The following is a 24,486-nucleotide window of genomic DNA, read 5'->3' as shown; positions in this document are numbered from 1 at the left end:
GGGGGAGGATCTAGAAGCGCCGCACCAAGAAGATGCTCCCCCTCTGGGGGAGCTGTCGCGGAGCGACTGAGGGGGCCGCCGCAGGCGGCTACTTCCCTTCATCCGCGTAGATCGCCGTCCCCCTGCCCTTGCCGCTGGCCCAGCCGCGATACATGCCCGAGCTGTTCATCGGGAAGGCCACCTCGCCCTTGGCGTTCATGGTGATCATGCCGCCGTCGCCGCCGATGTCGCCGATGGACTTGATGGTCGCCGCGCCGGCGGCTTTGAGGTCCTGGCCGGCGAAGGCGATGCGGGCGCAGACCTGGTGGGCGGCGCTGGTGCGGATGAAGTATTCGCCCGAGCCGGTGGCCGACACCGCGCAGACGCCGTCCTGGGCGTAGGTTCCCGCGCCGATGATGGGTGAATCGCCGACCCGGCCCCACTTCTTGCCGGTCATGCCGCCCGTAGAGGTCGCCGCCGCCAGGTGACCCTTGGCGTCGATCGCCACCGCGCCGACCGTGCCGTAGAGGTGGGTCGGGTCCAGCGCCGCCTTTTGCCTGGCGCGCCAAGCCTCAAGCTGCTTCCAGCGCTCCTCGGTGCGGAAGTACGAGGGATCCACCTGCTCCAGGCCCTGCGCCACCGAGAAGGCGTCGGCGCCCTCGCGGGCCAGCATCACGTGCGGCGACTTCTCCATCACCGCCCGGGCCAGGCTGATCGGATGCCTGGTGCGGGTGACGCCCGCCACCGCGCCGGCCTTGAGGGTCGCGCCGTCCATGATCGAGGCGTCCAGTTCGTTCCTGCCGTCGGCGGTGAAGACCGCGCCCTTGCCGGCGTTGAACAGCGGGTTGTCCTCCAGCACCTTCACGGCCGCCTCGACGGCGTCGAGGCTGGAGCCGCCCTTTTCCAGCACCTCCGAGCCGGCCTTCAGCGCCGCCTCGAGCCCGGCGCGATAGGCCGCGTCCTTCTCGGGCGACAGGTCGCCGCGATTGATCACGCCCGCCCCGCCGTGGATGGCCAGCGACCAGTCGGCCGCCAGGGCGGCGGGGGCGGCGGCGAGCGAGGCCGCCAGGACGGCGGCGAGCAGGACGGACTTGGACATGGCGACTCTCCGGGGGATCACCGCCCCGATAAGAGCACCTTCGCCGCCCGGTTTCACTGGCGGACAAGGCGAAGCTCGTCCTAGACTCGCCGCATGCTCGAAGACGCAAGCGGCGCCGCGCCTCCCTCCGCAACATCCAGAAAGGCCGCGAAGCACCTGAGCCTGGCCGCCGTGGCGCTGGCGCTGTGGACGGCCTTCGCGCCCTATCCCTATCCCGTCGTGGTCACCCTGTGCGCCGCCGCGCCCTGGGCCGCGATCCTGATCGCGCGGGCGAGGCGGGACCTGCCGCTGCTCGGCCTGCCCGGCGAGGCCGGCCTCGGCCTGGTCTGGGCCGCGCCGTCGGCGGCGCTGTTCTGGCGGGTCTTCGATCGCCATCTGGAGGACTATGTCGGCCTGATCGTGCTGGGGGCCTTCGCGGGCGCGGGCCTGCTCGTGGCGATGCTGCGCACCGATCCCCGCGACCACGGCACCAACAGCCTGTTCGCCGCCGCCGCCGTTTCGGCGCTGTGGGGCTGGGGCGCGCTGGTCCAGGCCGACGCCGCCCTGGCCATGACCCGGTTCCAGCTGGTCGAGGGCGTCATGCTGAACGTGCACCACCGCACGGTGGTCAGGGTCCGGAACGGAGACGACGTCGTCGAGACCCTGATGGACGTCGCCATCCCCAAGGAGCGGCTGTTGAACATCCCGCTGCCGCGCAGCTACGACGCCCCCAAGCGCCCCGGCGACCCGATCTGCCTGGAAATCCATCGCGGCTTCATCGGCGCCCGCTACGTCTATCCGGTCGCCTGCCCGCTGTTCTGAGCCTCGCCGAAACGACGAAGGGCCCGGCGTCGCCGCCGGGCCCTCGCTGGCTCATCGAGGATGAACCCTACTTGCGGGTCAGCACCACCGGCTGGCCGTCGTACTCGACGGTCAGGTCGGCCGCCGCGTCGAAGTCGGTCGGCTTGGCGCCCTTGCCGATGAAGCGGACCTTGAAGACGCGCTTCTCGACCAGGCCCTTGAAGCTTCCCGAGCGGGCGCCGATGGTCACCCGGCCGCTGGCGTCGTCATAGGAGATCGGCGTGCGGGCCCAGGCGCCGCGGGCGTAGCCGTTGGACAGGCCGTCGTCTTCATAGAGCTCGTACTTGCCGTCCTTGCCGGTGAAGACCAGCAGGGTGATCGGCGCGTCGGGCTTCTCGCCGACATACTGCTGGACGTCGGTGGTCGGCACGATGGCGCCGGCCTTGACGAACAGCGGCATGCGGGCCAGCGGCGCGTCTGCCTTGACCGTCTGGCCGCCCTTGAAGGCCTTGCCGGTCTCGAAGTCGTACCATGTGCCGGCCGGCAGATAGACGCCGCGCGAGCGGGCCTTGAACGCCGTCACCGGGGCCACCAGGAAGTCGTCGCCGAACAGGTACTGGTCGTCGACCGTGCGGGCCTTGGCGTCGGTCGGATAGTCCATCACCAGGCCGCGCATCATGCTGCCGTCGCGGTGATAGGTGTCGGCCGCCAGGGTGTAGACGTAAGGCATCAGCCGGTAGCGAAGCTCGTCGTACCAGGCCAGCGACTTGTAGACGTCGCTGCCTTCGTCGGCGAGTTCGTAGATCTCGCGGAACGGCAGCTCGCCGTGGCTGCGGAACAGCGGGCTGAAGGCGCCGAACTGGAACCAGCGCAGGTTCAGCTCCTGCCACTCGGCCCAGTGGGCCGGGTCCTTGCTCTCGTAGCGCTTCTCGACCGAGAAGCCGCCGATGTCGGTGGTCCAGTTGGGAATGCCCGACATCGACAGGTTCACCCCGGCCGAGATCTGGTCGCGGAAGTCGTCCCAGCGCGCCACGACGTCGCCGCTCCACACCGCCGAGGCGTTGCGTTGCAGCCCGCCGAAGCCCGAGCGGGTCAGGATGAACGGACGGACGTCCGGGTTGTCCTTGATCTCGCCCTCATAGACGCCGCGGGTGTGCTCCAGGGCGTAGCTGTTGAAGTATTCCGCGCCCGGGCCGAGCGCCGTCGGGCTCATGCGCAGGGTGCGCTCGGGCACGTCGACGTTGGAGTGCAGGTCAGGCTCGGAGGCGTCCATCCACCAGGCGTCGACGCCATAGACCTTCAGGTTCTTCTTCACCTGGCGCCAATAGATGTCGCGGGCTTCCTGGGTGTAGGGGTCGTAGAACGAGTTCAGGTAGCCGGGGCCCACCCAGTCCAGCGCGCCCTGTTCGACATTGCGGTGGTACATGTGACCGGCCGCGTCGAGCTCCTTGTAGTTGTCCGTGGTCGGATAGAACTTCGGCCAGATCGAGATCATGAAGTGGGCGTTCAGCCCGTGGATGTCGTCGATCATCTTCTGCGGGTCGGGGAAGCGCGTCTCGTCGAACTTGTGCGTGCCCCACTCGGGGTCCTTCCAGTAGCGCCAGTCCATGACGATGTTGTCGAGCGGCAGGCCGCGCTTGCGGTACTCCTTCACCACGCCGACGATCTGGTCCTGGGTCTCGTAGCGCTGGCGCGACTGCCAGAAGCCGTAGGCCCAGCGCGGCATCATCACCGCAGACCCGGTCAGGTCGCGATAGCCGGCCACCACCTGATCCAGGTCGTCGCCGCCGACATAGTAGTAGTCGATGGCCTTGCCGACTTCCGAGGTGAACTGCAGCGAGTGGCGGTCGGCGCTCGGCATCGGATCGTTGTGCAGCAGGCCGATATAGCCGTCGTCCGGCGTCCACTCGACGCGGATCTTGTGCTTCTTGCCCGGCGTCAGCTTGGCGTCGAAGTTGTGGTACCAGGGGTTCCAGTTCTGGCGCCAGCGGTCGATGACCAGGTGACCGTCCAGCCAGACCTTGGCGTAGCTGCTGGAATAGAGCTTGAAATTGTGCTCGCCGGCCTTGTCGGTCTGGATCGCGCCTTCCCACACCACGGTCTGGCCGGGCTGGAGCTTCTTCTCGGCCGTCTGGAGTTCAGAGGGCCAATTGGGCAGGTCCTTGAGGAAGCGGTAGTCGATGTCCTTCTCGACCCGCGTCACCTTCAGTTGGCCGTTCTGGTAGTACTTGGCCGTGAAGCCGCCGGCCTTGCCGTCGGCGTCGAAGATCTTCAGGTCGCGCGAGGCGACGTCGTAGGGGATCGGGTTGCCGAACCGGGTGATCGAGTTGTTGTCCCACAGCAGGCCGTAACCGCGCGAGGACAGCAGCATCGGCACCGCGATCGCGCGGTTGTACTGCAGCAGTTCGACGTCCTGGCCATTGTAGTCCATCTGGCCGTTCTGGTGCTGGCCCAGGCCATAGAAGGCTTCGTCCGTACCCGGATTGAACTGCTGGCGGACAACGTAGAAGTCCTGACCCTCGACCTTGGTCGGGGTGAAGGCGCCGCGGTCGCGCTCGCCCAGGATCTTGCGGCCCTTGGCGTCGAGGAAGTCGACCGTGCCGTCGCTCAGCGAGACCTGCGCGGTGGCCTTGGCCGTCTTCAGCGTCAGCACCCCGCCCTTGGCGTCGACCGTGAAGCCGGTCGTGACCGGCTTGGCCGTGACCATCAGGCTGGGCGGCGCGTCCAAGGTTTCGGTCGGCGAGGCGGTGACGTGGATGATCCGCTCGCCCATCACCTGCAGCCGAACCTTCTTGGCCGGGCCCGAGGCGGGGGTGACCACCACGCCGTCGGCGGTCTTCTCGAAGGCCCCGTCGAGGGCGAAGGCGCTGGTCGAGGCCAGCAGGGAGAGGGCCAGGCCCGCATAGAGGCTGCGCATGTCTTCGTTCTTCCCTGTTCTCGTTGTCTTTTTGTGGGGTTGAACCAGCGACCTAGTAGGTCGCCAGCTTCACCTTCAGGATCTGGGGCAAGGTGGTCAGGTTCAGGCCGTAGTCGACTTGGTCGCCGTTCCAGACGCGGTCGAACACCCACTGACCCGCCGCATCGAAGTGGCCTTCCTCGACCCGCGAGACCATGAACTGCTCGCCCTTGGCCGAGCCGAAGGTCAGGCGGGCGCGGTAGCCGGTGATCAGGAACTCGTCGGGACCGAGCTGGGCGATCAGGGCGCCGGCGTCGGGGATCTCGCGGTCGGGCTGCTTCTCGGCCTTGGCCATCCACGGGGCCTCGATCGAGCCGAACTGCCATTCGCCGTAGGTGACGCGCACGTTCCAGCGGCCGCCCAGGTCGATGGTCTCGGGCTTGCCGCCCTCCTGCTCGCCCACGCCCCAGACCTTGCCCTCGAACGAGAGCTTGGCCCATTCGCGAGCCATCGGCGAGAGCAGGCGGTAGTGGACGCCGAAGTTCTCCAGCGTCTTGGCGTCGACCGTCTTGGCGCCGAGCGGGTAGTTGGAATAGCCGGTGTAGTCGAGGCCGAACGGGGCGAAGCCGATGCCCTGATGGCCCAGCACGTCGTAGATGTAGCGGGCATAGGCCTTATCGCTGCCGATCTCGGGCACGAACAGGGCGTTGTCCGGGCGACCGTACTGCTCCAGCGTCTTTCGGACCTTGTCGCTCTCGCGCATGTAGATGTCGGGGGCCAGGGCGTCGATCGACGGCGCCGCGGCCTTCCAGACATCGAGCACGTTCCAGGTCGGGCCGCCCGACGAGTAGGTGAACGGGTCCTGGTCGTGGAAGGGGTCGCGCAGGGCGGCGTTGACGTACATCGGCAGCGACAGCTCGCGCTTGCCGGCTTCCGCGATCTCATTGACGTAGCGGCCGATCGACCAGGCGTAGAAGAACTCGTCGGCGTCCTTGCCGAACACCGCCTTCCAGGTCCCGGGCTTCTTGCTCAGGGCCTTGACCAGCGCCGCGGGAACCGGCCCGTCGAAGATCTTCTGGGCGGTCGGCGAGAAGTCGCGGATGGCGCTGTAGGCCCCGACCTCGTTCTCGGGCTGGACCATGATCACGGTGTGGTCGGGGTCGGCGGCCTTCAGGTGGCGCATCAGCGCGACGAAGGCCTTCTTGTCGGCCTCGAGCGTCGCGCGGAAGTGCGGCGACAGCGAGTTCTTCATCTCGCCCTTGCCGTTGATCAGCCGGGGGAAGCGCTTGTTGTCGAGCTTGACCCATTCGGGGGCGTACTGCGGGCCGTTGTTCTTCCAGGTGGCGAACCACAGGATCACCAGCTTGGTGTCGTTCTCGCGCGCCTGCTTGAGCAGCAGGTCGACATAGGAGAAGTCGAACCTGCCCTCGACCGGCTCGATCTGCTCCCAGGCGACCGGGATCTCCAGGGTGTTGGCGTTCAGGGCCTTCACGGCCGGCCACACCTTGGGCAGTTGCGAGGGATAGTTGGCGGCGTTGTTGGCCTGGACGCCCAGCATCAGGAACGGCTTGCCGTCGACCAGCAGGGCGTGACGGCCGTTCCTGGTCACCAGCTTTGGCAGTTGGCCTTGCGCGAAGGCCGGGGCGGCCAGCGACAGGCTGAGGATCGCGCCAAGGGCGGCGAGCCCGCATCTACGGGTTCGAAACGTCACGCGAAAACCTCCTGCTGGCCGGCCGGTCGGACCTTAAGCCTGCATCGCGCGTTCGCCGCGGAAGTAAGCGCTGTCAAAGGGATTGGACATCCCCTCGCCTCCTCCCGATCCGGCGGTCGCGCGAGAGACTTCAGCCCCGCCAACTCGTTACCGCTACCATTCTTATAAATAGGACAATTAGCCGAGGCGGCCGCGATTGCAACCGGTTTTCATGCGCGCGCACGCCGGCCGCAAAACCAGCAACTGTTTGTAACAGTTGGGTAAAAGGCAAAAAAATCCGCGCATCGCCCGCAGGAGGCGATGCGCGGTTGAAAAGACTTCGCGCGAGACCGGGGAGGTGGTTCGCGCGGCGCGCTGGCAGACCTCGCAGGAGATCCGCACGGCCGAACAGTCGCTTTCGCGACCTCGGCGCCACTCGTCATATGTATAATCATACAAATGAAGACGCAAGGGAATTGATAGCGTTGTCAGCCCATTTTTTGCGGGATCACGCCTCCGCGCGGCAATGACTGGCGATGAAGGCCTCGTGGGAGGGCAAGGCCTGCGCGGTCTGGCGCACCGCCGCCTGGATCGCGCCCAGCTGGCCGCGCAGGGCCGCGCCGTCGATCAGGCTCGCCAGTGGGTCCAGGCGCTCGGGCCGCGCCCCCTGCCCTTCCAGAACCGCCAGCCAGCTGTGCTCCTTGAAGAGCTCGTTGGGCAGGACGTGGATGCGCCCATGGCCGCGATAGAGGTCGATCTTGCGCCGCAGGCTGTCGGGCAGGCTCATCGCCTGGCAGTAGCGCCACAGCTCGGTGTCGTCGCGCTCGCCGACGGCGTAGTGCAGGATTACGAAGTCGCGCGCCTCCTCGAACTCCTGCGCCGACAGCCGGTTGTACTCGTCGACCGTGGCCGGATCGAAATCGCGGTCGGGAAAGTAGCTGAACAGCCGCGTGATCGCCGTCTGGATCAGGTGGATGCTGGTCGACTCCAGCGGCTCGATGAAGCCCGACGCCAGGCCCAGGGCCAGGACGTTGCGGTTCCAGGCCTTGCGCCGGCGGCCGGGCGTGAAGCGCAGCGGACGCGGATCGGCCAGGGCCTCGCCGTCGAGCCCCGCCAGCAGGGCGGAGGCGGCCTCGTCGTCGCTGATATGGGCGCTGCAATAGACATGGCCGTTGCCGGTGCGGTGCTGCAGCGGGATGCGCCAGCGCCAGCCGGCCGCCTCGGCGGTTGATCGGGTATAGGGCGTCAGCGGGCCGGCGTTGGCGCTGGGAACCGCCAGGGCCCGGTCGCACGGCAGCCAATGGCTCCAGTCCTCGTAGCCGGTCTTCAGGGCCTGCTCGATCAGCAGCCCCCGGAATCCCGAGCAGTCGATGAAGAAGTCGCCTTCGATGCGGCGGCCGTCCTCCAGCGTCACGACCTCGACGAAACCGTCCCCGTCGCGCAGGGCGACGTCGACGATCTTGCCCTCCGTCCGCCGCGCGCCCCGCGCCTCGGCGAAGCGGCGCAGGAACTTTGCATAGAGCGAGGCGTCGAAATGGAAGGCGTAGCCAAAGGTCGAGAACACCGGCGGCGCCTGGCCGGCCGGCGGGCGCACGAAGCGGTTCAGGGCCGCGGCGCTGGCCGCCAGATTGTAGGCGTCGAGGTCATCCGCCACGCCCTCGGCCCTGGCCCGCAGCCAGGTCTGGTGGAACGGCGACAACCCCATCGGCGCGCCATAGGCCCCGAACGGGTGGAAGTAGCGCCCGCCCTTGCGGCCCCAGTCGCGAAACTCGATGCCGAGCTTGAACGCCCCCTGGGTGGCTCGGACGAAGGCGTTCTCGTCGATACCGAGCAAGGCGTGGAACAGATGCAGCGGCGGGATCGTCGCCTCCCCCACCCCGACCGTGCCGATCTCGTCGGACTCGATCACCTCGATCGCGCCGAAACGGCCGCCGACCAGCTGCGACAGGGCCGCGGCGGCCATCCAGCCGGCCGTGCCCCCGCCGACGACCACGATCTTGCGAAGGCTGCGGTCGGTGTCCTGCATGTCTCCCTCCCCCAAGGGTTCCTGCCGTTATCTCAGCCGATCGGCTCGGCCGCGCAATGCTGGGCGATGAACGCCGCCTGGGTCGGGATCGACTGGGCGGCATGGCGGATCACCGCCCGCCGGTGATCCATCAGTCGGCGCAGCTCGGCCTCGGGAATGCGGTCGGCCAGCGGATCATAGGTCTCGGGCACCACGCCCAGGCCGTTGTAGATCGAGATCCAGCTGGGCCGCGCGAAGCCGTCGCCCTCGTGGATCGCCACGTGGCCGCGCGCCTTGTAGAGCGCGATCTTGGCCCGCAGGCTGTCAGGCAGCTCGACCTCGCGGACCTGCCGCCACATCGGCTCGTCCCGCTGGTTGATGCAGTAGTGCAGGATGATGAAGTCGCGGATGCGCTCGTACTCCTGGGCCGAGACGCGGTTGAACTCGTCGGCCAGCAGCGGATCGCAGCGGCGGTCGGGGAAGAATTCCAAGAGCCGCGCGATCCCGTTCTGGATCAGGGCGATCGAGGTGGATTCCAGCGGCTCCAGGAAGCCGCCCGACAGGCCCACGGCCACGACGTTGCGATCCCAGAACTTCTTGCGGCGACCGGCCAGGAAGCGCAGCGGACGCGGATCGTCCAGGGCCGCGCCGTCGAGGTTCGACATCAGGGTATCGGCTGCCCGCTGGTCGTCGACGAAGGCGCTGGAATAGACGTAGCCGTTGCCGATGCGGTGCTGAAGCGGGATCCGCCACTGCCAGCCGGCCTCGCGGGCGGTCGAGCGGGTGTAGGGCGTCAGGCCGTCGCCGCCCAGCTTGCACGGCACGGCCAGCGCGCGGTCGCACGGCAGCCAGCGCGACCAGTCCTCGAACCCGGCCTTCAAGGTTCCTTCGATCAGCAGGGCGCGGAAGCCCGAGCAGTCGACGAAGAGGTCGCCCTCCACCCGCCGGCCGCCTTCCAGCACCACCGCCTCGACGAAGCCGTCCTCGCCGCGCAGGGCGACGTCGACGATCCTGCCCTCGGTGCGCACGACGCCGCGCGCCTCGGCGTAGCGGCGCAGGAAGGCGGCGTAGAGCCCGGCGTCGAAATGGTAGGCGTAGGAATAGTCGTGCAGCGGCGAGCGCGGATCGGGGCTGGGCGGAATGAAGCGGTTCAGCGCCGCCGCCGCCGTCGGCAGCGACCAGTCCTCCAGGCTGCTGTCGTCGCCCAGGGCCCGCAGGCGCCGCCACAGCTGGTGAGCCTGCACCTGCTCGTGGTCGGCCCCGAAGTCCCCGAAGCCGTGGAAATAGCGGTGGCCGACCCGGCCCCAGTCGCGGAAGTCGATGCCCAGCTTGAAGCTGGCCTGGGTCTGGCGGATGAACTCGACCTCGTCGAGGCCCAGCTTTTCGTTGAAGTTGCGGATGGTCGGGATGGTGGCCTCGCCGACGCCGACCGTGCCGATGGCCTCGGACTCCACGACCTCGACCTGCACCGTCGGGCCGACCAGCAGGCGGCTGAACGCGGCGGCCGTCATCCAGCCGGCGGTGCCCCCGCCCACGACGACGACCTTGCGAATAGGCTGATCCAACACGCGCCCTCCCACACGGGCGTCCTCTTGCGCGACGCCCCTCAACAAAAAAGCCCTCCGACGGCCCCGACCATAGCTGGTCCGGATCGTCGGAGGGCCCTTTTTCAGGTCAAGTCAGACCGCCTCAGAAGGCGGCGCGGACCGCGAAGGCCACGCGACGGTCGGTCTCCACCCAGTTGTAGGGGGCGACGCGTTCCGGATAGCCGACCTCGAGGACGGTGCGTTCCTTGAGGATGTTCGTGGCCTGGACGCCGACCTTGTACTGCTTGTTGATGCTGTAGAAGATCGAGCCGTCCAACTGGCCGTAGTCACGCGACCAGACCGGAGCGTTGACGTTGGCCGCCGAGCTGGTCAGCAGGTAGCGCTGACGCCAGTTGTAGGCCAGACGGGCCGAGACGCCGTACTTCTCGTACATCACGGCCACGTTGTAGCTGCGGCCCGACATGCCTTCGATCGGCAGCTTGGAGTTGGCCGCGCCGACCTGGGTGCTGTCGAACACGCTGGCCGGAGCGTTGGCGCCGCCCTCGTTGTCGATGAAGGTGTAGTTGGCCTGCACGCCGATGCCCGACAGGGCGCCCGGCAGGAAGTCGTAGAACTGCTGGTAGCCGATCTCGAAGCCCTGGACCGAACCGTCCGAACCGTTGGCGTAACGGGTGACGGCGAAGTCGATCGACTGGCCGTTCTGGACGTAGGTCTCGGTGCTGGTGGCGGTGTAGATGTAGTCTTTGATGTTCTTGCGGAACAGCGCCAGCGTCAGGCTGCCGGTCGGCGCGAAGTACCATTCGGCGCTGAGGTCGAACTGGTTGGCCTTGGTCGGGCGCAGGTTCGGGTTGCCGCCGGTGCCGGTCGCCCACAGGGTGGTCGCCGTGGTGCCGCTGGTGGCGAAGTTGAAGCCCAGGGTCGTGTAGGGCTGCAGCTGCACCATCGTCGGACGAACGACGGCCTTGGACGCGGCGAAGCGGATCTGCAGTTGCGGCGTCACGTGCCAGCGCAGGTTCAGGCTGGGCAGGACGTCGGTGTAGTCGTTGCTGGCGCCCGCGGTGGTCAGGGTGCCGGTGCCGAAGGCCACGGCGGCGTTGCAGTGCGCGAGGTCGGCGGCGATGACGCCGGTGGCGCAGCTGGTGGTCGGGGCGCTCGAAACCGCGGCGCCGGCGCCGGCGGTGGCTTCGGTCTTCACGATCCGGACGCCGATGTTGCCGTCGAGCGGCATGTTCACGCCGAACGGGGTGTCGGAACCGAAGCGCAGCAGGCCGTAGCCAGCGTAGGTCTTTTCGTTCTGATTGTTGTTGTTGGCGTCGGCGTAGCCGGTCACCGGCGACCAGCCCCAGCCGGCCGTCTCGGTCGACTTCAGCAGGTTGTAGGCGTTCTGCGAGCCGTTGGTGACGACGCTGGCGGTCGGGAACCAGGCCACGCCCGGCACCTGCACGTCGCCGCCGAAGAAGTTCTTGAAGGTGTAGAGCTCGGACAGGTTCGAGGTGGCGCTGTCGGTCAGGTAGACCGGCGTGCCGCCGCCCCAGTACTGGGCGCTCAGCAGGCTCCAGTTCCAGCTCGACTCGCGGGATTCGAATTCCTTGTCGGTGGCGCGGACGCCGAACCGGAAGGTCTTCAGCCAGCCGTCTTCCGGGAACTCGTAGGTCACGTCGAGGCGGGCGGCCTTTTCGGAGGCTTCGCTCTCGTCGATGTGGTCCATGGCCGCGGCCCAGTAGTACTGGGACTTGATGTAGGTGTTGTTGGCGCCGACCGTCGTGACCGTGGGCACGCTGGTGTTGAGGTTCCAGTTGACGTCCGGCAGGTCGCCGTCGGTGTTGGCGATGTCCTGCAGCTGGGTGAAGACGGTCAGGCTCGAGGTCTTCGAGGTCGACTTCACGTATTGCAGGTCGCCCGAGATCGTCCAGGCGTCGTTGACGAACCACTTGCCGTTCAGGGCGATGTCGCCCGTCTTCTTGTGGCCTTCGCCGGCGCGGGTGTCGGCGGTGTACTGGGCGTCATAGACGGTGCCGCCGGTGAACACGCCGTCCGAGTTGTAGGTGTAGCCGTTGGCGTTGGTCTGGCTCATCGTGTTTTCCACGAGAGCGGCGCGCTCCAGATCCTTCGGATCGGCCTTCGAGCCCATGGCCTGCAGGGTGAACTCGAACTTGTCGTTCGGGCGCCATTGGGCGGCGAAGGCCAGGGATTGGCGCTTCTGCTCCCAGTCGACCGAACGCCAGCCCATGGCCTTGGGCACATAGACGGTCTTGCCGTTGACCGTCATCGGGTCGTAGCGGTCGACCGAGATGCTGTTGGTGCGGTTGCCGACGCTGCCGTAGCTGTAGGCCAGCAGGGCGCCGAATTCGCCGATGTTGGTGTCCCAACGATCGCTGGCGATCACGTTGCCCGAGTAATAGCCCTTCTTCTGCAGCTCGCCGTAGTTGTAGTCGCCCGAGAAGGCGAACAGGCGGCCCTTCTGGTCGAACGGCGTGCGGGTGCGCAGGTTGACGGTGCCGCCGATGCCGCCTTCGATCATGTCGGCCGACGGGTTCTTGTAGACGTCGACGCCGGCCAGCAGGTCGGCCGACACGTCTTCGAAGCTCAGGCCGCGGCCGTTCTTGGCCGAGAAGATGTCACGGCCGTTGGTTTCAGAACGCACCCACGACAGGCCGCGAATGGCCACGCCGCCGCCTTCCGCGGCCATCCGGGCCGGGTCGCGCGCTTCGTTGGTGCGTTGCAGGGTGATGCCCGAGATGCGCTGCAGGGCTTCAGAGACCGAACGGTCCGGCAGGGCGCCGATGTCGACGGCGGTGATCGAGTCGACGATCACTTCGGCGTTCTGCTTGATCTTCTGGGCCGACTGGATCTGGGCCCGCTGACCGGTGACCACGATTTCTTCGACCTGGGTGTTCTCGGTGGTCGTTCCGGCGGTCTGCGCCAGCGCTGTCAACGGAGCCACGGCGCACAGCGCCACGACCGAAGCGCCGAACATGAAACGATGTGAGTTATTGAGGCGTCGCATGCCTGTTTCCTTCCCCGCGAGTGAAAGCCGCCCCGGCGTTCTTGAATCGGCGCCGGTGACGTGCGGAACAACCAGCCCCGCACAATCTGATTGATAGCTATAGTCATATAATTGTGGTCATCAAGCCAAAATTGATAGCGCTATCATTTCCGCTATAGGCGCTGCTTTTCGGCCACAGGAGCAAGCGCTACAAACCTAAACCCTTAGGCGAAACAATGGTCTGACCACACTCGCAGGAGGCTGGATCACCCTGCTGTTTGCACCGATCATTATTATATTATAAATGCCTTGCGACCCGGCGTGAAAGACTCTCGCCAGGCGCGCGTTTAGGGACGAACATGACGCAGGCTGACGACTCCGGACGGCTTCACCAGGGAAGCGCTCGAAACGGGGGAGCCTGCTGATGGTCGCGTCCGACCCTTCCATCACCATCTTCGGCGACTGGGGCACCTCGCGCCTGCGCCTCTATCTGCGCCAGGGCAAGAGCGTGCTCGACCGTCGCGACGGTCCCGGCATCGGCTCGCTGACCGCCTCGCCCGAGCAGACCTTCCTCGACCTCGTCGGCGACTGGCGTGAGGCCGGCCCGGAGACGATCCTGCTGTGCGGCATGGTCGGCTCGCGCAACGGCTGGGTCGAAGCCCCCTACGCCCCCTGCCCCGCCAACGCCGCAGCGATCACCGAGCGGCTGGTCAAGGTAGCGGCCCAGGGCCTGACCGTCTCGATCGTGCCGGGCCTGTCGTGCACCAACCCGCTGGGCGGTCCCGACGTGATGCGCGGCGAGGAGACCCAGATCCTCGGCGCCCTGGCGCTGAACCCGGAACTCAAGACCGGCCGCCATCTGCTGGCCATGCCCGGCACCCACACCAAGTGGGTCGTGGTCGAGGACGGGGCGATCACCTCGTTCCTGACCGCCCCGGTCGGCGAGGTCTTCGCCATCCTGCGCGAGCACTCGATCCTGGCCAAGGCCGCCGCCGGCGACGCGCCCGCGACGCCGGAAGGCTTCGACCTGGGCGTGTCGCGGATCACCGACAAGGGCGCGGCCCTGCTGCCCCACCTGCTGTTCGAGACCCGCAGCCGCCAGTTGATCGACGGCCTGCCCAAGGCCGACGCCATGGGCTTCCTGTCGGGCCTGCTGATCGGCGCCGACGCGGCCGGCGCGGCCGGCTGGTTCGGCCGGCTCGGCAAGGTCGCCCTGATCGGCGCCCCGGCGCTGAACGTCCTCTACGCCAAGGCCATCGCCGCCGCCGGCGGCGACAGCTTCGAGATCGACGGCGACGCCGCCGTTCTCGCCGGCCTATCCTCCCTGTCCACCTCATTGACGCGTGATGCCCATGTCCTTGCCTGACGCCCCGCCCATCGTCGCCATCCTGCGCGGTGTGAAGCCCGACGAAATCGTCGAGATCGCAGGCGCGCTCGTCGACGCCGGCATCGGCTACATCGAGATCCCGCTGAACTCGCCCGATCCGCTGATCAGCATCGGCAAGCTGTGCGAGGCCTTCGGCGACAAGGCCCTGTGCGGCGCCGGCACCGTCCTGACCCCGCAGGCGGTCGACGACGTGGCCGCGGTCGGCGGCAAGCTGATCGTCACCCCCAACATCGATCCGGACGTCATCGCCCGCGCCGTCGAGCTGGGCCTGACCGTCATGCCCGGCTTCTCCACGCCGACCGAGGCGTTCATCGCCGTGAAGGCGGGCGCCAAGGCGCTGAAGCTCTATCCGGCCGGCTCGTTCGGCCCGGGCCACCTGAAGGCCGTGCGCGACGTGCTGCCCAAGGACATCGCGGTCTATGCGGTCGGCGGCGTCGGCGCGGCCAACCTCAAGCCCTGGCTCGACATCGGCGTGGCCGGCATCGGCGTCGGCGGCGAACTCTACCGTCCGGGCTACACGGCGGCGGAAGTCGGCGAGCGCGCCCGCGCCCTGGTCGCGGCCTGGACTGCGCAGACCGGCGGCTGAGCCGTCTTACGATCATAACGAAGAGCAGCCCTAAAGGGGGGAAGCCCACGTGAACCTAGCAACCATCGATCTCGCGATCCTCGCGATCTACGCCGTGGCCATCTTCGGCCTGGCGCAGTGGGTTTCCCGCGACAAGGGCGGGCAGAAGAAGAACTCGACCGACTACTTCCTCGCGTCGAAGGCTCTTCCCTGGTGGGCGATCGGCGCCTCGCTGATCGCCGCCAACATCTCGGCCGAACAGATCATCGGCATGAGCGGCTCGGGCTACGCCATCGGCCTGGCCATCGCCTCCTACGAGTGGATGGCGGCCCTGACCCTGCTGATCGTCGGCAAGTTCTTCCTGCCGGTGTTCCTGAAGAACGGCATCGTGACGATGCCGCAGTTCCTGGAGCAGCGGTACGGCCCCAGCGTGCGGACCATCATGGCCGTGTTCTGGCTGGGCCTGTACGTCTTCGTGAACCTGACCTCGATCCTGTGGCTGGGCTCGATCGCCGTGCACACCGTGACCGGCATGGACCAGATGATGGCCCTGGCCGCCATCGGCGTCTTCGCCCTGGCCTACCAGCTGTGGGGCGGCCTCAAGGCCGTGGCCCTGACCGACATCGTCCAGGTGGCCCTGCTGGTCATGGGCGGCCTGATCATCGCCTGGCTGTCGCTCGACAAGATCGGCGGCGCGGGCGGCGTCATCGGCGGCTTCCACCACCTGACCACCCAGTTCCCCGAACACTTCGACATGATCCTCGACAAGGCCAGCCCGCACTACAAGGACCTGCCGGGCCTGTCCGTGCTGTTCGGCGGCCTGTGGATCATGAACATCAGCTACTGGGGCTTCAACCAGTACATCATCCAGCGCGCCCTCGGCGCCAAGGACCTGCCGGAAGCCCAGAAGGGCATCGCCCTGGCCGCCTATCTGAAGCTGCTGATGCCGGTCATCGTGGTGCTGCCGGGCATCGCCGCCCTGGTGCTGGTGCCGGGCTCGATCAAGCCCGACCAGGCCTATCCGGAGATGATGAAGCTGCTGCCGCCCGGCCTGCTGGGCCTGGTGTTCGCCGCCCTGGTTGCCGCGATCGTCGCGTCGCTGGCCGCCAAGATCAACTCGATCGCCACCATCTTCACTCTCGACCTCTACGCCAAGGCCAAGCCCCAGTCGTCCGAGCAGCACCTGGTGCTGGTCGGCCGCATCACCGCCGTCGTCGCGGTGGTGATCGGCATCCTGACCGCCAAGCCGCTGCTGGGCGGCGCCGAGCAGGCCTTCCAGTTCATCCAGGACTTCACCGGCTTCTTCACGCCGGGGATCGTGGTGATCTTCATGCTGGGCCTGTTCTGGAAGCGCGCGACCACGGCCTCGGCCCTGGTGGCCGCGATCGGCGGCGCGGCCCTGTCGGGCCTGTTCTTCTTCCTCAACAAGCTGGGCATGTTCGGCATGCCGTTCATGAACCGCGTGGGCCTGGTGTTCCTGCTGACCCTGGCCGCGGCCGTGATCGTCTCGCTGGTCGCCCCGCAGAAGAAGGAGGTCAACGTCGTGACCCTCGAGGGCGTCAGCTACAAGACGACCAAGGGCTTCAACATCGCCGGCGTGGGCGTGATCCTGATCCTCATCGCCCTGTACGCCACGTGGTGGTGATCTCAAGCAAGCAGCCGGCCGCGATCATCGCGGCCGGCGACGTGCTCGGCGAGGGGCCGGTGTGGGACACCGGCCGCCTGCTGTGGACCGACATCCAGAGCCGCCGCCTGCGCGCCTTCGACCCCGCCAGCGGCGCGGTCGAGACCTTCGCCGCCCCCGAGCGCATCGGCTCCATCGCCCTCCTTCCGGATGAGACCGGCCGCGTCATCGCCGCCTTCGAGACGGGCCTTGGCCTGTTCGACCTCGCCTCGGGCCAGGTCGAGTGGCTGCACCGCGTCGAGGCGCAGGCCAACGGCCGCCGCTTCAACGACGGCCGCGTCGATCGCTCGGGCCGCTTCTGGGCCGGGACCATGGTCGAGGACGAGGCCATCCGACATCTGGCCGAAGCCAGCGTCTGGCGGCTGGACCACGCCGGCGACTTCACCGCCCACTTCGGCGGCGTGCAGATCGCCAACGGCCTGGCCTTCAGCCCCGACGGCAGGACCGCCTATTTTTCCGACAGCCCGCTGCAGACCATCTTCGCCTTCGACCTCGACGAGGACGGGACCCTGAGCAACCGCCGGGTCTTCGCAGAGGTGAGCGAGGGCTATCCCGACGGCGCCACGGTCGATTCCGAAGGCTGCCTGTGGAGCGCCCGTTGGGCCGCCGGAACCGTTGTGCGCCATGCGCCCGACGGCCGCGTGCTGGAGACCCTGCACGTCCCCGCCAGCCAGCCCACCTGCGTGGCGTTCGGGGGCGACGACCTGCGTACGCTGTACGTCACTTCGGCCCGCGACGAGCTCTCGGAAGACGAATTGGTCAGACAACCGCACGCTGGCGATGTATTCGCTTATGACGTTAGCGTTCCTGGCTTGCCCGAACCACGATACACAGGGGCGATTCGTTTCGCGTCCGACGTATAGAAAAGAAGACTTTGGCGATGCGCACCCAGCCTGGACTGAGCCTCACCTACGGCCTCGTGGAATCGCTTGGTCAGGCCATCGTCACCGGCGAATACGCCGAGATCGGTTTTCCGACCGAAGGCGAACTGTCCAAGAAGTTCGGGGCCAGCCGCACGGTGACGCGCGAGGCGGTGAAGATGCTCACCGCCAAGGGCCTGCTCAGCGCCCGTCCCCGCCACGGCACGGTGGTCGAGCCGGAAGCCAACTGGAACCTGCTCGATCCCGACGTGCTGCGCTGGCTGCTGGAGCGCAAGTTCAGCCTGCGCCTGCTGTCCGACTTCACCGAGATGCGCCTGGGGATCGAGCCGGTGGCCGCGGCCCTGGCCGCCCGCAACGCCGACGAGGCGGGCCTGGACGCGATCCGCAAGGGCCTGGCCCGGATGAAGGCCGCCGGCGAGGGCGAGGACGACCCGCTGACCGCCGACATCGCCTTCCACATCGCCATCCTCAGCGCGACCAAGAACCCGTTCTACAGCGAGCTGCACGAGCTGGTGAACACGGCGCTGCGGATCTCGATCCGCTTCACCAACCGCATCAAGGGCCGCACGGCCTCGATCCCCTCGCACGAGGACGTGGCCAACGCCATCATCGCCCGCGACGCCGTGGCCGCCCAGACCGCCATGCAGGCGATCATCGTCGACGTGCTGGAGCTGATCCGCGCGGCCTCGGCGACCGAGGCGCAGGGCGCGCGCAAGGAAGCCTGACCCTTCAGCACGCGCCTTACCCCGATTTAATTCGGCGAACCCGGTTTCTCGTCTAGAAGACCCAGCTGGGACTTTGACGAAAAAGGGGCAGGTCGTGGGTTACGGGTTCAAGGGGTCTTTCGGGCGCACGACGGCGCTGGCCCTGGTTCTGACGGTTTCCACTGTCGGCCTTTCCGCCTGCGGCAAGGAAAAGAAGGCCGAGGCCAAGGGCAAGAAGCCCGTCGCCGCCCAGACGGTCAGCGTCGCGCCCGTCGCCGTGCTGCCCCTGCCCCGCGTGGTCAACGCCTCCGGCACCATCTCGGCCTGGGAAGAGGTGCCGGTCGGCGCCGAGACCGGCGGCCTGACCGCCGTGGCCGTCAACGCCGAGGAAGGCCAGTTCGTCCAGCAGGGCCAAGTGCTCGTCGCGCTCAACGATGCGCTGCTGCGCGCCCAGCTGCGCCAGCAGGAAGCCGCCGTCGCCAGCGCCCGCGCCACCCTGGCCGAAGCCGAAGCCTCGCTGCGCCGCTCGCGCGAGCTGCAGGCCAAGGGCTTCCTGTCGGCCTCCTCGCTCGACACCGCCACGGCCAAGCAGGCCACCGCCGCCGCCCAGCTGGCCTCGGCCCAGGCCTCCCAGGGCGAGACCGCCGCCCGCGTCGCCCAGGCCTCGATCCGCGCCCCGGTCTCGGGCCTGATCGTCCGCCGCAGCGTCACCAAGGGCCAGATCGTCAGCGCCGGCAGCGAGCTCTTCCGCATCGTCCGCGACGGCCGCCTGGAGCTGGACGCCGAGATCCCCGAGACCGACCTCGGCGTGGTCAAGGCCGGCATGCCCGCCCGCATCGCCTCCGAGCAGGTCGGTCAGGCCGAGGGCCGCGTGCGCATCGTCACCTCCGAGGTCGACACCCAGACCCGCCTGGGCGTGGCGCGCATCGCCCTGTCGTCGATGGGCGCCTTCCGCCCGGGGATGTTCGCCCGCGCCCAGATCCAGGCCGGCGACCAGGCCTCGCCCGTCGTGCCCAGCGCCTCGATCCTCTACCGCCAGAACCAGGCGGGGGTGTTCCTGATCGACGCCCAGCACAAGGCCCAGTTCCGCAAGGTCGCCGTCCTCGCCCGCACGGGCGAGGTCACGGCCGTCGACGGCGTGCAGGCCGGCGAGCGGGTGATCGTGCAGGGCGCCGGCTTCCTGGGCGACGGCGATGCGGTGCGGGTGTCGGGCGTGCTGCCCGCCCCCACCCTTTCCGCCGCCAAACGCTAGGGCCCGGCGATGAACACCAACAACATCTCGCGCTGGGCGATCAAGAACCCGATCCCCGTCCTGATGCTCTTCGTGATGCTGACGATCACCGGGATCTCCGGCTTCGCCAGCATGCGGATCAACAACAACCCCGACGTCGACCTGCCGCTGGTGGTGATCTCGGCCTCGCGCCCGGGCGCCGCGCCCAGCGAGCTGGAGACCCAGGTCACCCGCCTGATCGAGGACTCGGTCGCGGGCCTGGGCCAGGTGCGCCACATCACCTCGACCGTGGGCGACGGCTACTCGTCGACCATGATCGAGTTCGAGCTGGGGGTCGACCACGAGCGCGTCACCAACGACGTGCGCAACGCCATGTCCAACCTGCAGTCCGCCCTGCCGCAGGACATGCAGATCCCCAACGTCACCCGCATCGACATCTCCGGCGACCCGCTGATCACCTACGTGGTCAAGGGCCCGAACATGACGCCCGAGCAGCGCAGCTGGTTCGTCGACAACGACGTCGCCCGCACCCTGCTGGCCATCAAGGGCATCGGCGAGGTCAATCGTCTCGGGGGTGTCAGCCGCGAGATCCAGGTCGCCCTGGATCCCGACCGCCTGTCCGCGCGCGGCGTCACCGCCGCCGCCGTCAGCCAGGCCCTGGCCAGCACCAACGCCGACCTGCCCGGCGGCCGGGTGACCGTCTCGGGCTCCGAGCGCGCCATCCGCACCCTGGGCGCGGCCGGTTCGGTGGACCAGCTTCGCGAGACCCGCATCCCGCTGTCGTCGGGCGGCACCGTGCGCCTGGGTGACCTGGGCGAGGTCACCGACCGCTGGGCCGAACCGCGCAACCGCGCCCGCGCCGACAACCAGGAAGTCGTGACCTTCAACATGGTCCGCTCGCGCGGCGCCAGCGAGGTCAAGGTCGCCGAGAAGGTCCGCAAGGCCATCGAGAAGCTCGACAAGGAGCATCCCGAGCTGACGATCACCGAGCTGACCTCGAACGTGAAGTACATCGAGGAAAGCTACTGGGCCTCGATGGAGGCCCTGATCCTCGGCGCCGTGCTGGCCGTGCTGGTGGTGCTGCTGTTCCTGCGCGACTGGCGCGCCACTTTCCTGGCGGCGGTGGCCATCCCGCTTTCGCTGCTGCCGACCTTCGCGATCATGGCCCCGCTGGGCCAGTCGCTGAACGGCGTCACCCTGCTGGCCCTGTCGCTGACCGTGGGCATCCTGGTCGACGACGCCATCGTCGAGATCGAGAACATCGTCCGCCACATGCGCGGCGGCAAGTCGCCCTACAACGCGGCGATGGAGGCCGCCGACGAGATCGGCCTGGCCGTCGTCGCCACCACCTTCACCATCGTGGCGGTGTTCGCCCCGACCGGCTTCATGCCCGGGATCATCGGCCAGTTCTTCAAGGCCTTCGCCCTGGCCGCCTGCGTCTCGGTGCTGTTCTCGCTGCTGGTCGCCCGCATGCTGACGCCGCTGATGGGCGCCTACATGCTCAAGCCGCACCACAAGCCCGACACCGATCCGTTCTGGATGCCGGGCTACCTGCGCGCCCTGAACTGGTCGCTGCGCAACAAGTGGAAGGTGCTGGTCATCGGCTTCTTCAGCTTCGCCGCGTCGCTGGCCCTGATCCCGCTGCTGCCGTTCGAGTTCCAGCCGGCGGCCGACCGCGGCCGCGCGCCGTTCTCGATCGAGCTGCCGCCCGGCTCCACCCTCGACGAGACCGACGCCGTCGCCCAGCGCGTCTCGCGCGAGCTGAAGGCCCGTCCGGAAGTGAAGAGCGTCTACGCCTCGGTCGGCAACGACGGGGTCAACAAGGCGCGCGTCACCGCCGACCTGGTGCCCAAGGGCGAGCGGATGAACCAGCAGCTGTTCACGCGCCAGATGGTCGACCAGTTCAAGGCGATCCCCGGCGCCCGCATCGGCGCCGGCAGCAACAGCGGCGGCGGCCCCGGCGACGGCGGCAGCTACACCCTGCGCCTGGTGGGCGACGACGGCCCCGAACTGGAAGCCGCGGCCCGCAAGGTCGAGGCCGAGATGCGCACCGTCCCGGGCCTGGCCAACGTGGTCAACACCGCCTCGATCGCCCGTCCGGAGATCATCGTCACCCCGCGTCCCGACCAGGCCGCCCGCATGGGCGTCTCGGCCGGCGCGATCTCGCAGGCCGTGCGGGTGGCGACCATCGGCGACGTCGACCAGTCGCTGCCCAAGTACAATCTGGGCGACCGCCAGGTGCCGATCCGCCTGCGCCTGACGGAAAATGCGCTCGAGGACCTGTCGGTCCTGGAGACCCTCAAGGTGCCGTCGTCCAGCGGAGCCTCGGTGCCGCTGAACGCGGTGGCCGACATCCGCTTCGGCGCCGGTCCCTCGCAGATCAACCGCCAGGACCGCTCGCGCGTCGCCGAGATCACCGCCGAACTCGACGGCATCGTGGTCGGCGACGCCTCCAAGCGGGTGCACGCCCTGCCCTCGGTCAAGTCGCTGCCCAACGGCGTCAAGGAAGTGGCCGCCGGCGACGCCGAGTTCATCGCCGAGATGATCTCCGGCTTCGTCATGGCCCTCGTGACCGGCCTGCTGCTGATGTACGTCGTGCTGGTGCTGCTGTTCCGCAGCTTCGCCCACCCGGTGACCATCATGGCCGCCCTGCCGCTGGCCATCGGCGGCGCCTTCGCCCTCTTGAAGCTGGTCAACAGCAGCTTCTCGATGTCGAGCCTGATCGGCATCCTGATGCTGATGGGCATCGCCGCCAAGAACTCGATCCTGCTGGTCGAGTACGCGATCATGGCGATGAAGGGCGGCATGACCCGGCGCGAGGCCCTGATCGACGCGGCCCACAAGCGGGCCCGCCCGATCCTGATGACCACCGTGGCCATGGGTGCGGGCATGGTGCCGGTCGCCGTAGGCTTCGGCGCCGACGTCGAGTTCCGGGCCCCGATGGCGATCACCGTCATCGGCGGCCTGATCACCTCGACCTTCCTGTCGCTGCTCTACATCCCGGTGGTGTTCGTGTTCATGGACCAGGTGAAGAACTGGTCGAACAAGCAGATGGGGCGGTTCTTCCACCACTCGCACCACGCGCCGGCCCCGACCGGCGAAGCGGCGCCCGCCGGTCACGGGCCGCAGGGACCGCTGGTCGGCTGAGCCGGCCAAAGACGATCGAAGGGGCGGACTTCCGGGTCCGCCCCTTTTTCGTGGCTTCAGGCCAGCCGCCGCAGGGCCGAGGCCAGCACCGCCCGCTTGCCCGGCGCGCCCAGCGACAGCCGCGCGCCCTCCATGGCGATTTCTGGGGCGGCGATCCCCGGCGCGGCGAACAGGGCGGCGGGCGCCAGCGACAGCCCCTCGGGCGCGCGCGCCTCCGTCCGATCCAGCCAGACGTGCAGGCAGCCGGCCGGGCCGATCGCCCGCGGCAGGATCTCGGCGGCCAGGGCGCGGCGGGCCAGCGCCTCGGCCCGCACCCCGGCCAGGATCGCCTGAGCCGTCCCCTCGCGGATCCAGGCCGTGGCCACGGCCGCCATCAGCGGCGCGGGCATCTGGCACAGGGCGTGGCCGGCGGCGGCCAGGCGCTCGGCGGCGGCCGCGTCGGGCGCGGCGACATAGGCGATGCGCAGGCCCGGCGTCAGGGCCTTGGCCAGGGTCGCCACGTGCCAGGTCCGCTCGGGCGCCAGGCCGGCCAGGGCCGCCGGCGCGGGATCGGGCAGCCGGCCGTAGGCGTCGTCCTCGACGATGCGGACGCCGGCCCGGGCGCAGACCTCGACGATCGCCGCCCGCCGCGCGGGGCTCATCGTCGCCGTGGTCGGGTTCTGCCAGGTCGGGGTGACGACCACGAGCCGCGCGCCGCTCTCGGCCAGGCGCTCGGCCAGGACTTCGGGAACGATCCCCTCCCCGTCCATCGGACAGGCGACGGCGCGCAGGCCCCGCGCGGCCAGGGCCGCCAGCAGGCCGGGATAGGTCAGGGCCTCGACCACCACGGCGTCGCCGGGCGCGGTCTCCACCGCCAGGATCGCCGACAGCGCCGCCTGGGCCCCGGCGCAGACCACGACCCGTTCGGGATCCACGGCGCCCAGGCCCGGCGCCAGCCAGGCCGCCCCCGCCGCCCGCTGCGCCAGCGAGCCAGGACCGGCATGATAGGCCATCAGGGTCGAAGGATCGGTGCGGGCCAGCACCGCCGCCGTCGTCTCGCGCAGCAGGGCCGCCAGCGACAGGCCCTCCGGCTGCGGCGGCAGGTTCATCGACAGATCGACCCGCCCGGCCTCCTCCTCGCCCGCCCGCCGGCGCACGAAGGTGCCGCGCCCGGCCGTGCCCTCCACCAGCCCCTGCTCGCGGGCCAGGGCGTAGGCGCGGGTGACGGTGGTGAAGTCGACGCCCAGCAGGCCCGCCACCGTCCGCTGCGGCGGCAGCTGTTCGCCGGCCGACAGCTCGCCATCGGCGATCGCGCCGCGCAGGGCCTCGAACAGCCGCCGATAGATCGGCCCCTCGCCCGCGGCCACGCGCCGCAGCCAGGCCGCGCCCACCGGAAGATCCCTTGCGTCGCCCATCATTGATCCATACATTTACCGCACAATGTATGGATCAATTTTCGGATTGTAGGTAGGGGTCATGACGCCCGCTGACGAGTTTTTCGATCCGCCGCCGCCGGTGATCAGCGGCCTGCGCCAGCGCTGCCCGCGCTGCGGCGAGGGCAAGCTGTTCAAGGGTTTCCTGGCCCTGGCCCCGTCGTGCGACCGCTGCGGCCTGGACTACGGCTTCGCCGAGCCGGCCGACGGCCCGGCCTTCTTCGTGATGAGCGGCGTCGGCATCCTGGTCACCTTCGTCTTCGCCTGGGTCGAGGTCGCCTACCACCCGCCGGTCTGGGCGCACTTCGTCACCACCTTCCCGGCCCTGATCATCGGCTGCCTGGCCACCCTGCGGCCGGTGAAGGCCTGGCTGGTGGCCGCCCAGTTCGTCAACAAGGCCGAGGAAGGCAAGTTCGAGAGCGTGGGCCGCCACGACCACGATCCCAGACGGCTCTGAAGCAGGCTCTGAACGAAGCCGGCCACGGCGGCGTTT

16 protein-coding genes are annotated in these 24,486 nt (G+C 68.6%); 9 read left to right on the top strand and 7 right to left on the bottom strand.

Annotation, left to right across the window (positions count from 1 at the left end; all coding sequences use genetic code 11):
• Positions 1 to 88: 88 nt before the first annotated feature.
• Positions 89 to 1,078 (bottom strand): isoaspartyl peptidase/L-asparaginase family protein, encoded by a 990-nt coding sequence (locus tag AC07N1_RS16495; RefSeq protein WP_494672787.1) that lies wholly within the window; start codon positions 1,076 to 1,078, stop codon positions 89 to 91.
• A gap of 93 nt (positions 1,079 to 1,171) precedes the next feature.
• On the opposite strand from AC07N1_RS16495, the gene AC07N1_RS16490 reads away from it, so the two are divergent.
• Positions 1,172 to 1,879 carry a hypothetical protein gene (locus AC07N1_RS16490; protein WP_494672786.1) on the top strand — a complete coding sequence of 236 codons (708 nt, stop codon included), beginning with the start codon at positions 1,172 to 1,174 and terminating at the stop codon, positions 1,877 to 1,879.
• Between the two features lie 67 nt (positions 1,880 to 1,946).
• Here the strand turns inward: AC07N1_RS16490 and AC07N1_RS16485 are convergent, their stop codons facing one another.
• The 5 genes from AC07N1_RS16485 to AC07N1_RS16465 form a co-directional block, all read right to left on the bottom strand.
• Entirely contained in the window at positions 1,947 to 4,775 is a 2,829-nt protein-coding gene (locus AC07N1_RS16485) for a glycoside hydrolase family 31 protein (protein WP_494672785.1), read from the bottom strand.
• A gap of 52 nt (positions 4,776 to 4,827) precedes the next feature.
• Entirely contained in the window at positions 4,828 to 6,465 is a 1,638-nt protein-coding gene (locus AC07N1_RS16480) for a DUF5597 domain-containing protein (RefSeq protein WP_494672784.1), read from the bottom strand.
• Between the two features lie 487 nt (positions 6,466 to 6,952).
• A complete protein-coding gene (locus AC07N1_RS16475; protein ID WP_494672783.1) occupies positions 6,953 to 8,470 on the bottom strand; it encodes a tryptophan halogenase family protein in 1,518 nt (505 codons plus the stop codon).
• A 32-nt stretch (positions 8,471 to 8,502) separates the two neighbouring features.
• Entirely contained in the window at positions 8,503 to 10,017 is a 1,515-nt protein-coding gene (locus tag AC07N1_RS16470) for a tryptophan halogenase family protein (RefSeq protein WP_494672782.1), read from the bottom strand.
• Between the two features lie 121 nt (positions 10,018 to 10,138).
• The gene (locus AC07N1_RS16465; protein ID WP_494672781.1) at positions 10,139 to 13,003 is read right to left on the bottom strand and encodes a TonB-dependent receptor; all 2,865 of its coding nucleotides are present in this window, start codon (positions 13,001 to 13,003) and stop codon (positions 10,139 to 10,141) included.
• A 403-nt stretch (positions 13,004 to 13,406) separates the two neighbouring features.
• On the opposite strand from AC07N1_RS16465, the gene AC07N1_RS16460 reads away from it, so the two are divergent.
• The 7 genes from AC07N1_RS16460 (at position 13,407) to AC07N1_RS16430 (ending at position 22,581) form a co-directional block, all read left to right on the top strand.
• Positions 13,407 to 14,348 carry a 2-dehydro-3-deoxygalactonokinase gene (locus AC07N1_RS16460; protein WP_494672780.1) on the top strand — a complete coding sequence of 314 codons (942 nt, stop codon included), beginning with the start codon at positions 13,407 to 13,409 and terminating at the stop codon, positions 14,346 to 14,348.
• The gene (locus AC07N1_RS16455) at positions 14,335 to 14,955 is read left to right on the top strand and encodes a 2-dehydro-3-deoxy-6-phosphogalactonate aldolase (RefSeq protein WP_494672779.1); all 621 of its coding nucleotides are present in this window, start codon (positions 14,335 to 14,337) and stop codon (positions 14,953 to 14,955) included. Before AC07N1_RS16460 ends, AC07N1_RS16455 begins: the two co-directional genes overlap by 14 nt.
• A gap of 49 nt (positions 14,956 to 15,004) precedes the next feature.
• Complete coding sequence (locus AC07N1_RS16450; RefSeq protein ID WP_494672778.1) at positions 15,005 to 16,579, top strand: sodium/sugar symporter; 1,575 nt, start codon at positions 15,005 to 15,007, stop codon at positions 16,577 to 16,579.
• Entirely contained in the window at positions 16,576 to 17,481 is a 906-nt protein-coding gene (locus AC07N1_RS16445; protein ID WP_494672777.1) for an SMP-30/gluconolactonase/LRE family protein, read from the top strand. The genes AC07N1_RS16450 and AC07N1_RS16445 overlap by 4 nt, the downstream gene beginning before the upstream one ends.
• A 17-nt stretch (positions 17,482 to 17,498) precedes the next feature.
• Complete coding sequence (locus AC07N1_RS16440) at positions 17,499 to 18,224, top strand: FadR/GntR family transcriptional regulator (RefSeq protein WP_494672776.1); 726 nt, start codon at positions 17,499 to 17,501, stop codon at positions 18,222 to 18,224.
• Between the two features lie 94 nt (positions 18,225 to 18,318).
• Positions 18,319 to 19,455, top strand: coding sequence for an efflux RND transporter periplasmic adaptor subunit (locus AC07N1_RS16435; protein WP_494672775.1), 1,137 nt, complete (start codon positions 18,319 to 18,321; stop codon positions 19,453 to 19,455).
• Positions 19,456 to 19,464: 9 nt separating this feature from the next.
• A complete protein-coding gene (locus tag AC07N1_RS16430; RefSeq protein WP_494672774.1) occupies positions 19,465 to 22,581 on the top strand; it encodes an efflux RND transporter permease subunit in 3,117 nt (1,038 codons plus the stop codon).
• 56 nt (positions 22,582 to 22,637) lie between these two features.
• Here the strand turns inward: AC07N1_RS16430 and AC07N1_RS16425 are convergent, their stop codons facing one another.
• Complete coding sequence (locus AC07N1_RS16425; protein WP_494672773.1) at positions 22,638 to 23,975, bottom strand: aminotransferase-like domain-containing protein; 1,338 nt, start codon at positions 23,973 to 23,975, stop codon at positions 22,638 to 22,640.
• A 61-nt stretch (positions 23,976 to 24,036) separates the two neighbouring features.
• Between AC07N1_RS16425 and AC07N1_RS16420 the strand changes: the two genes are divergently transcribed.
• Positions 24,037 to 24,450, top strand: a complete 414-nt coding sequence (locus AC07N1_RS16420; RefSeq protein ID WP_494672772.1) for a DUF983 domain-containing protein — start codon at positions 24,037 to 24,039, stop codon at positions 24,448 to 24,450.
• Positions 24,451 to 24,486: the final 36 nt, after the last annotated feature.

It is taken from the genome of Caulobacter sp. GW821-FHT09B11, assembly GCF_059418205.1.
Note: the sequence above shows the minus strand (reverse complement) of the source record. Positions and strands in the feature narration are given on the sequence as shown.

Coding starts and splice junctions, on each gene's coding strand:
- AC07N1_RS16425 (WP_494672773.1), bottom strand. CDS start 23,975: ATGGGCGACGCAAGGGATCTTCCGGTGGGCGCGGCCTGGCTGCGGCGC.
- AC07N1_RS16490 (WP_494672786.1), top strand. CDS start 1,172: ATGCTCGAAGACGCAAGCGGCGCCGCGCCTCCCTCCGCAACATCCAGA.
- AC07N1_RS16430 (WP_494672774.1), top strand. CDS start 19,465: ATGAACACCAACAACATCTCGCGCTGGGCGATCAAGAACCCGATCCCC.
- AC07N1_RS16475 (WP_494672783.1), bottom strand. CDS start 8,470: ATGCAGGACACCGACCGCAGCCTTCGCAAGATCGTGGTCGTCGGCGGG.
- AC07N1_RS16465 (WP_494672781.1), bottom strand. CDS start 13,003: ATGCGACGCCTCAATAACTCACATCGTTTCATGTTCGGCGCTTCGGTC.
- AC07N1_RS16440 (WP_494672776.1), top strand. CDS start 17,499: ATGCGCACCCAGCCTGGACTGAGCCTCACCTACGGCCTCGTGGAATCG.
- AC07N1_RS16460 (WP_494672780.1), top strand. CDS start 13,407: ATGGTCGCGTCCGACCCTTCCATCACCATCTTCGGCGACTGGGGCACC.
- AC07N1_RS16495 (WP_494672787.1), bottom strand. CDS start 1,078: ATGTCCAAGTCCGTCCTGCTCGCCGCCGTCCTGGCGGCCTCGCTCGCC.
- AC07N1_RS16455 (WP_494672779.1), top strand. CDS start 14,335: ATGTCCTTGCCTGACGCCCCGCCCATCGTCGCCATCCTGCGCGGTGTG.
- AC07N1_RS16485 (WP_494672785.1), bottom strand. CDS start 4,775: ATGCGCAGCCTCTATGCGGGCCTGGCCCTCTCCCTGCTGGCCTCGACC.
- AC07N1_RS16420 (WP_494672772.1), top strand. CDS start 24,037: ATGACGCCCGCTGACGAGTTTTTCGATCCGCCGCCGCCGGTGATCAGC.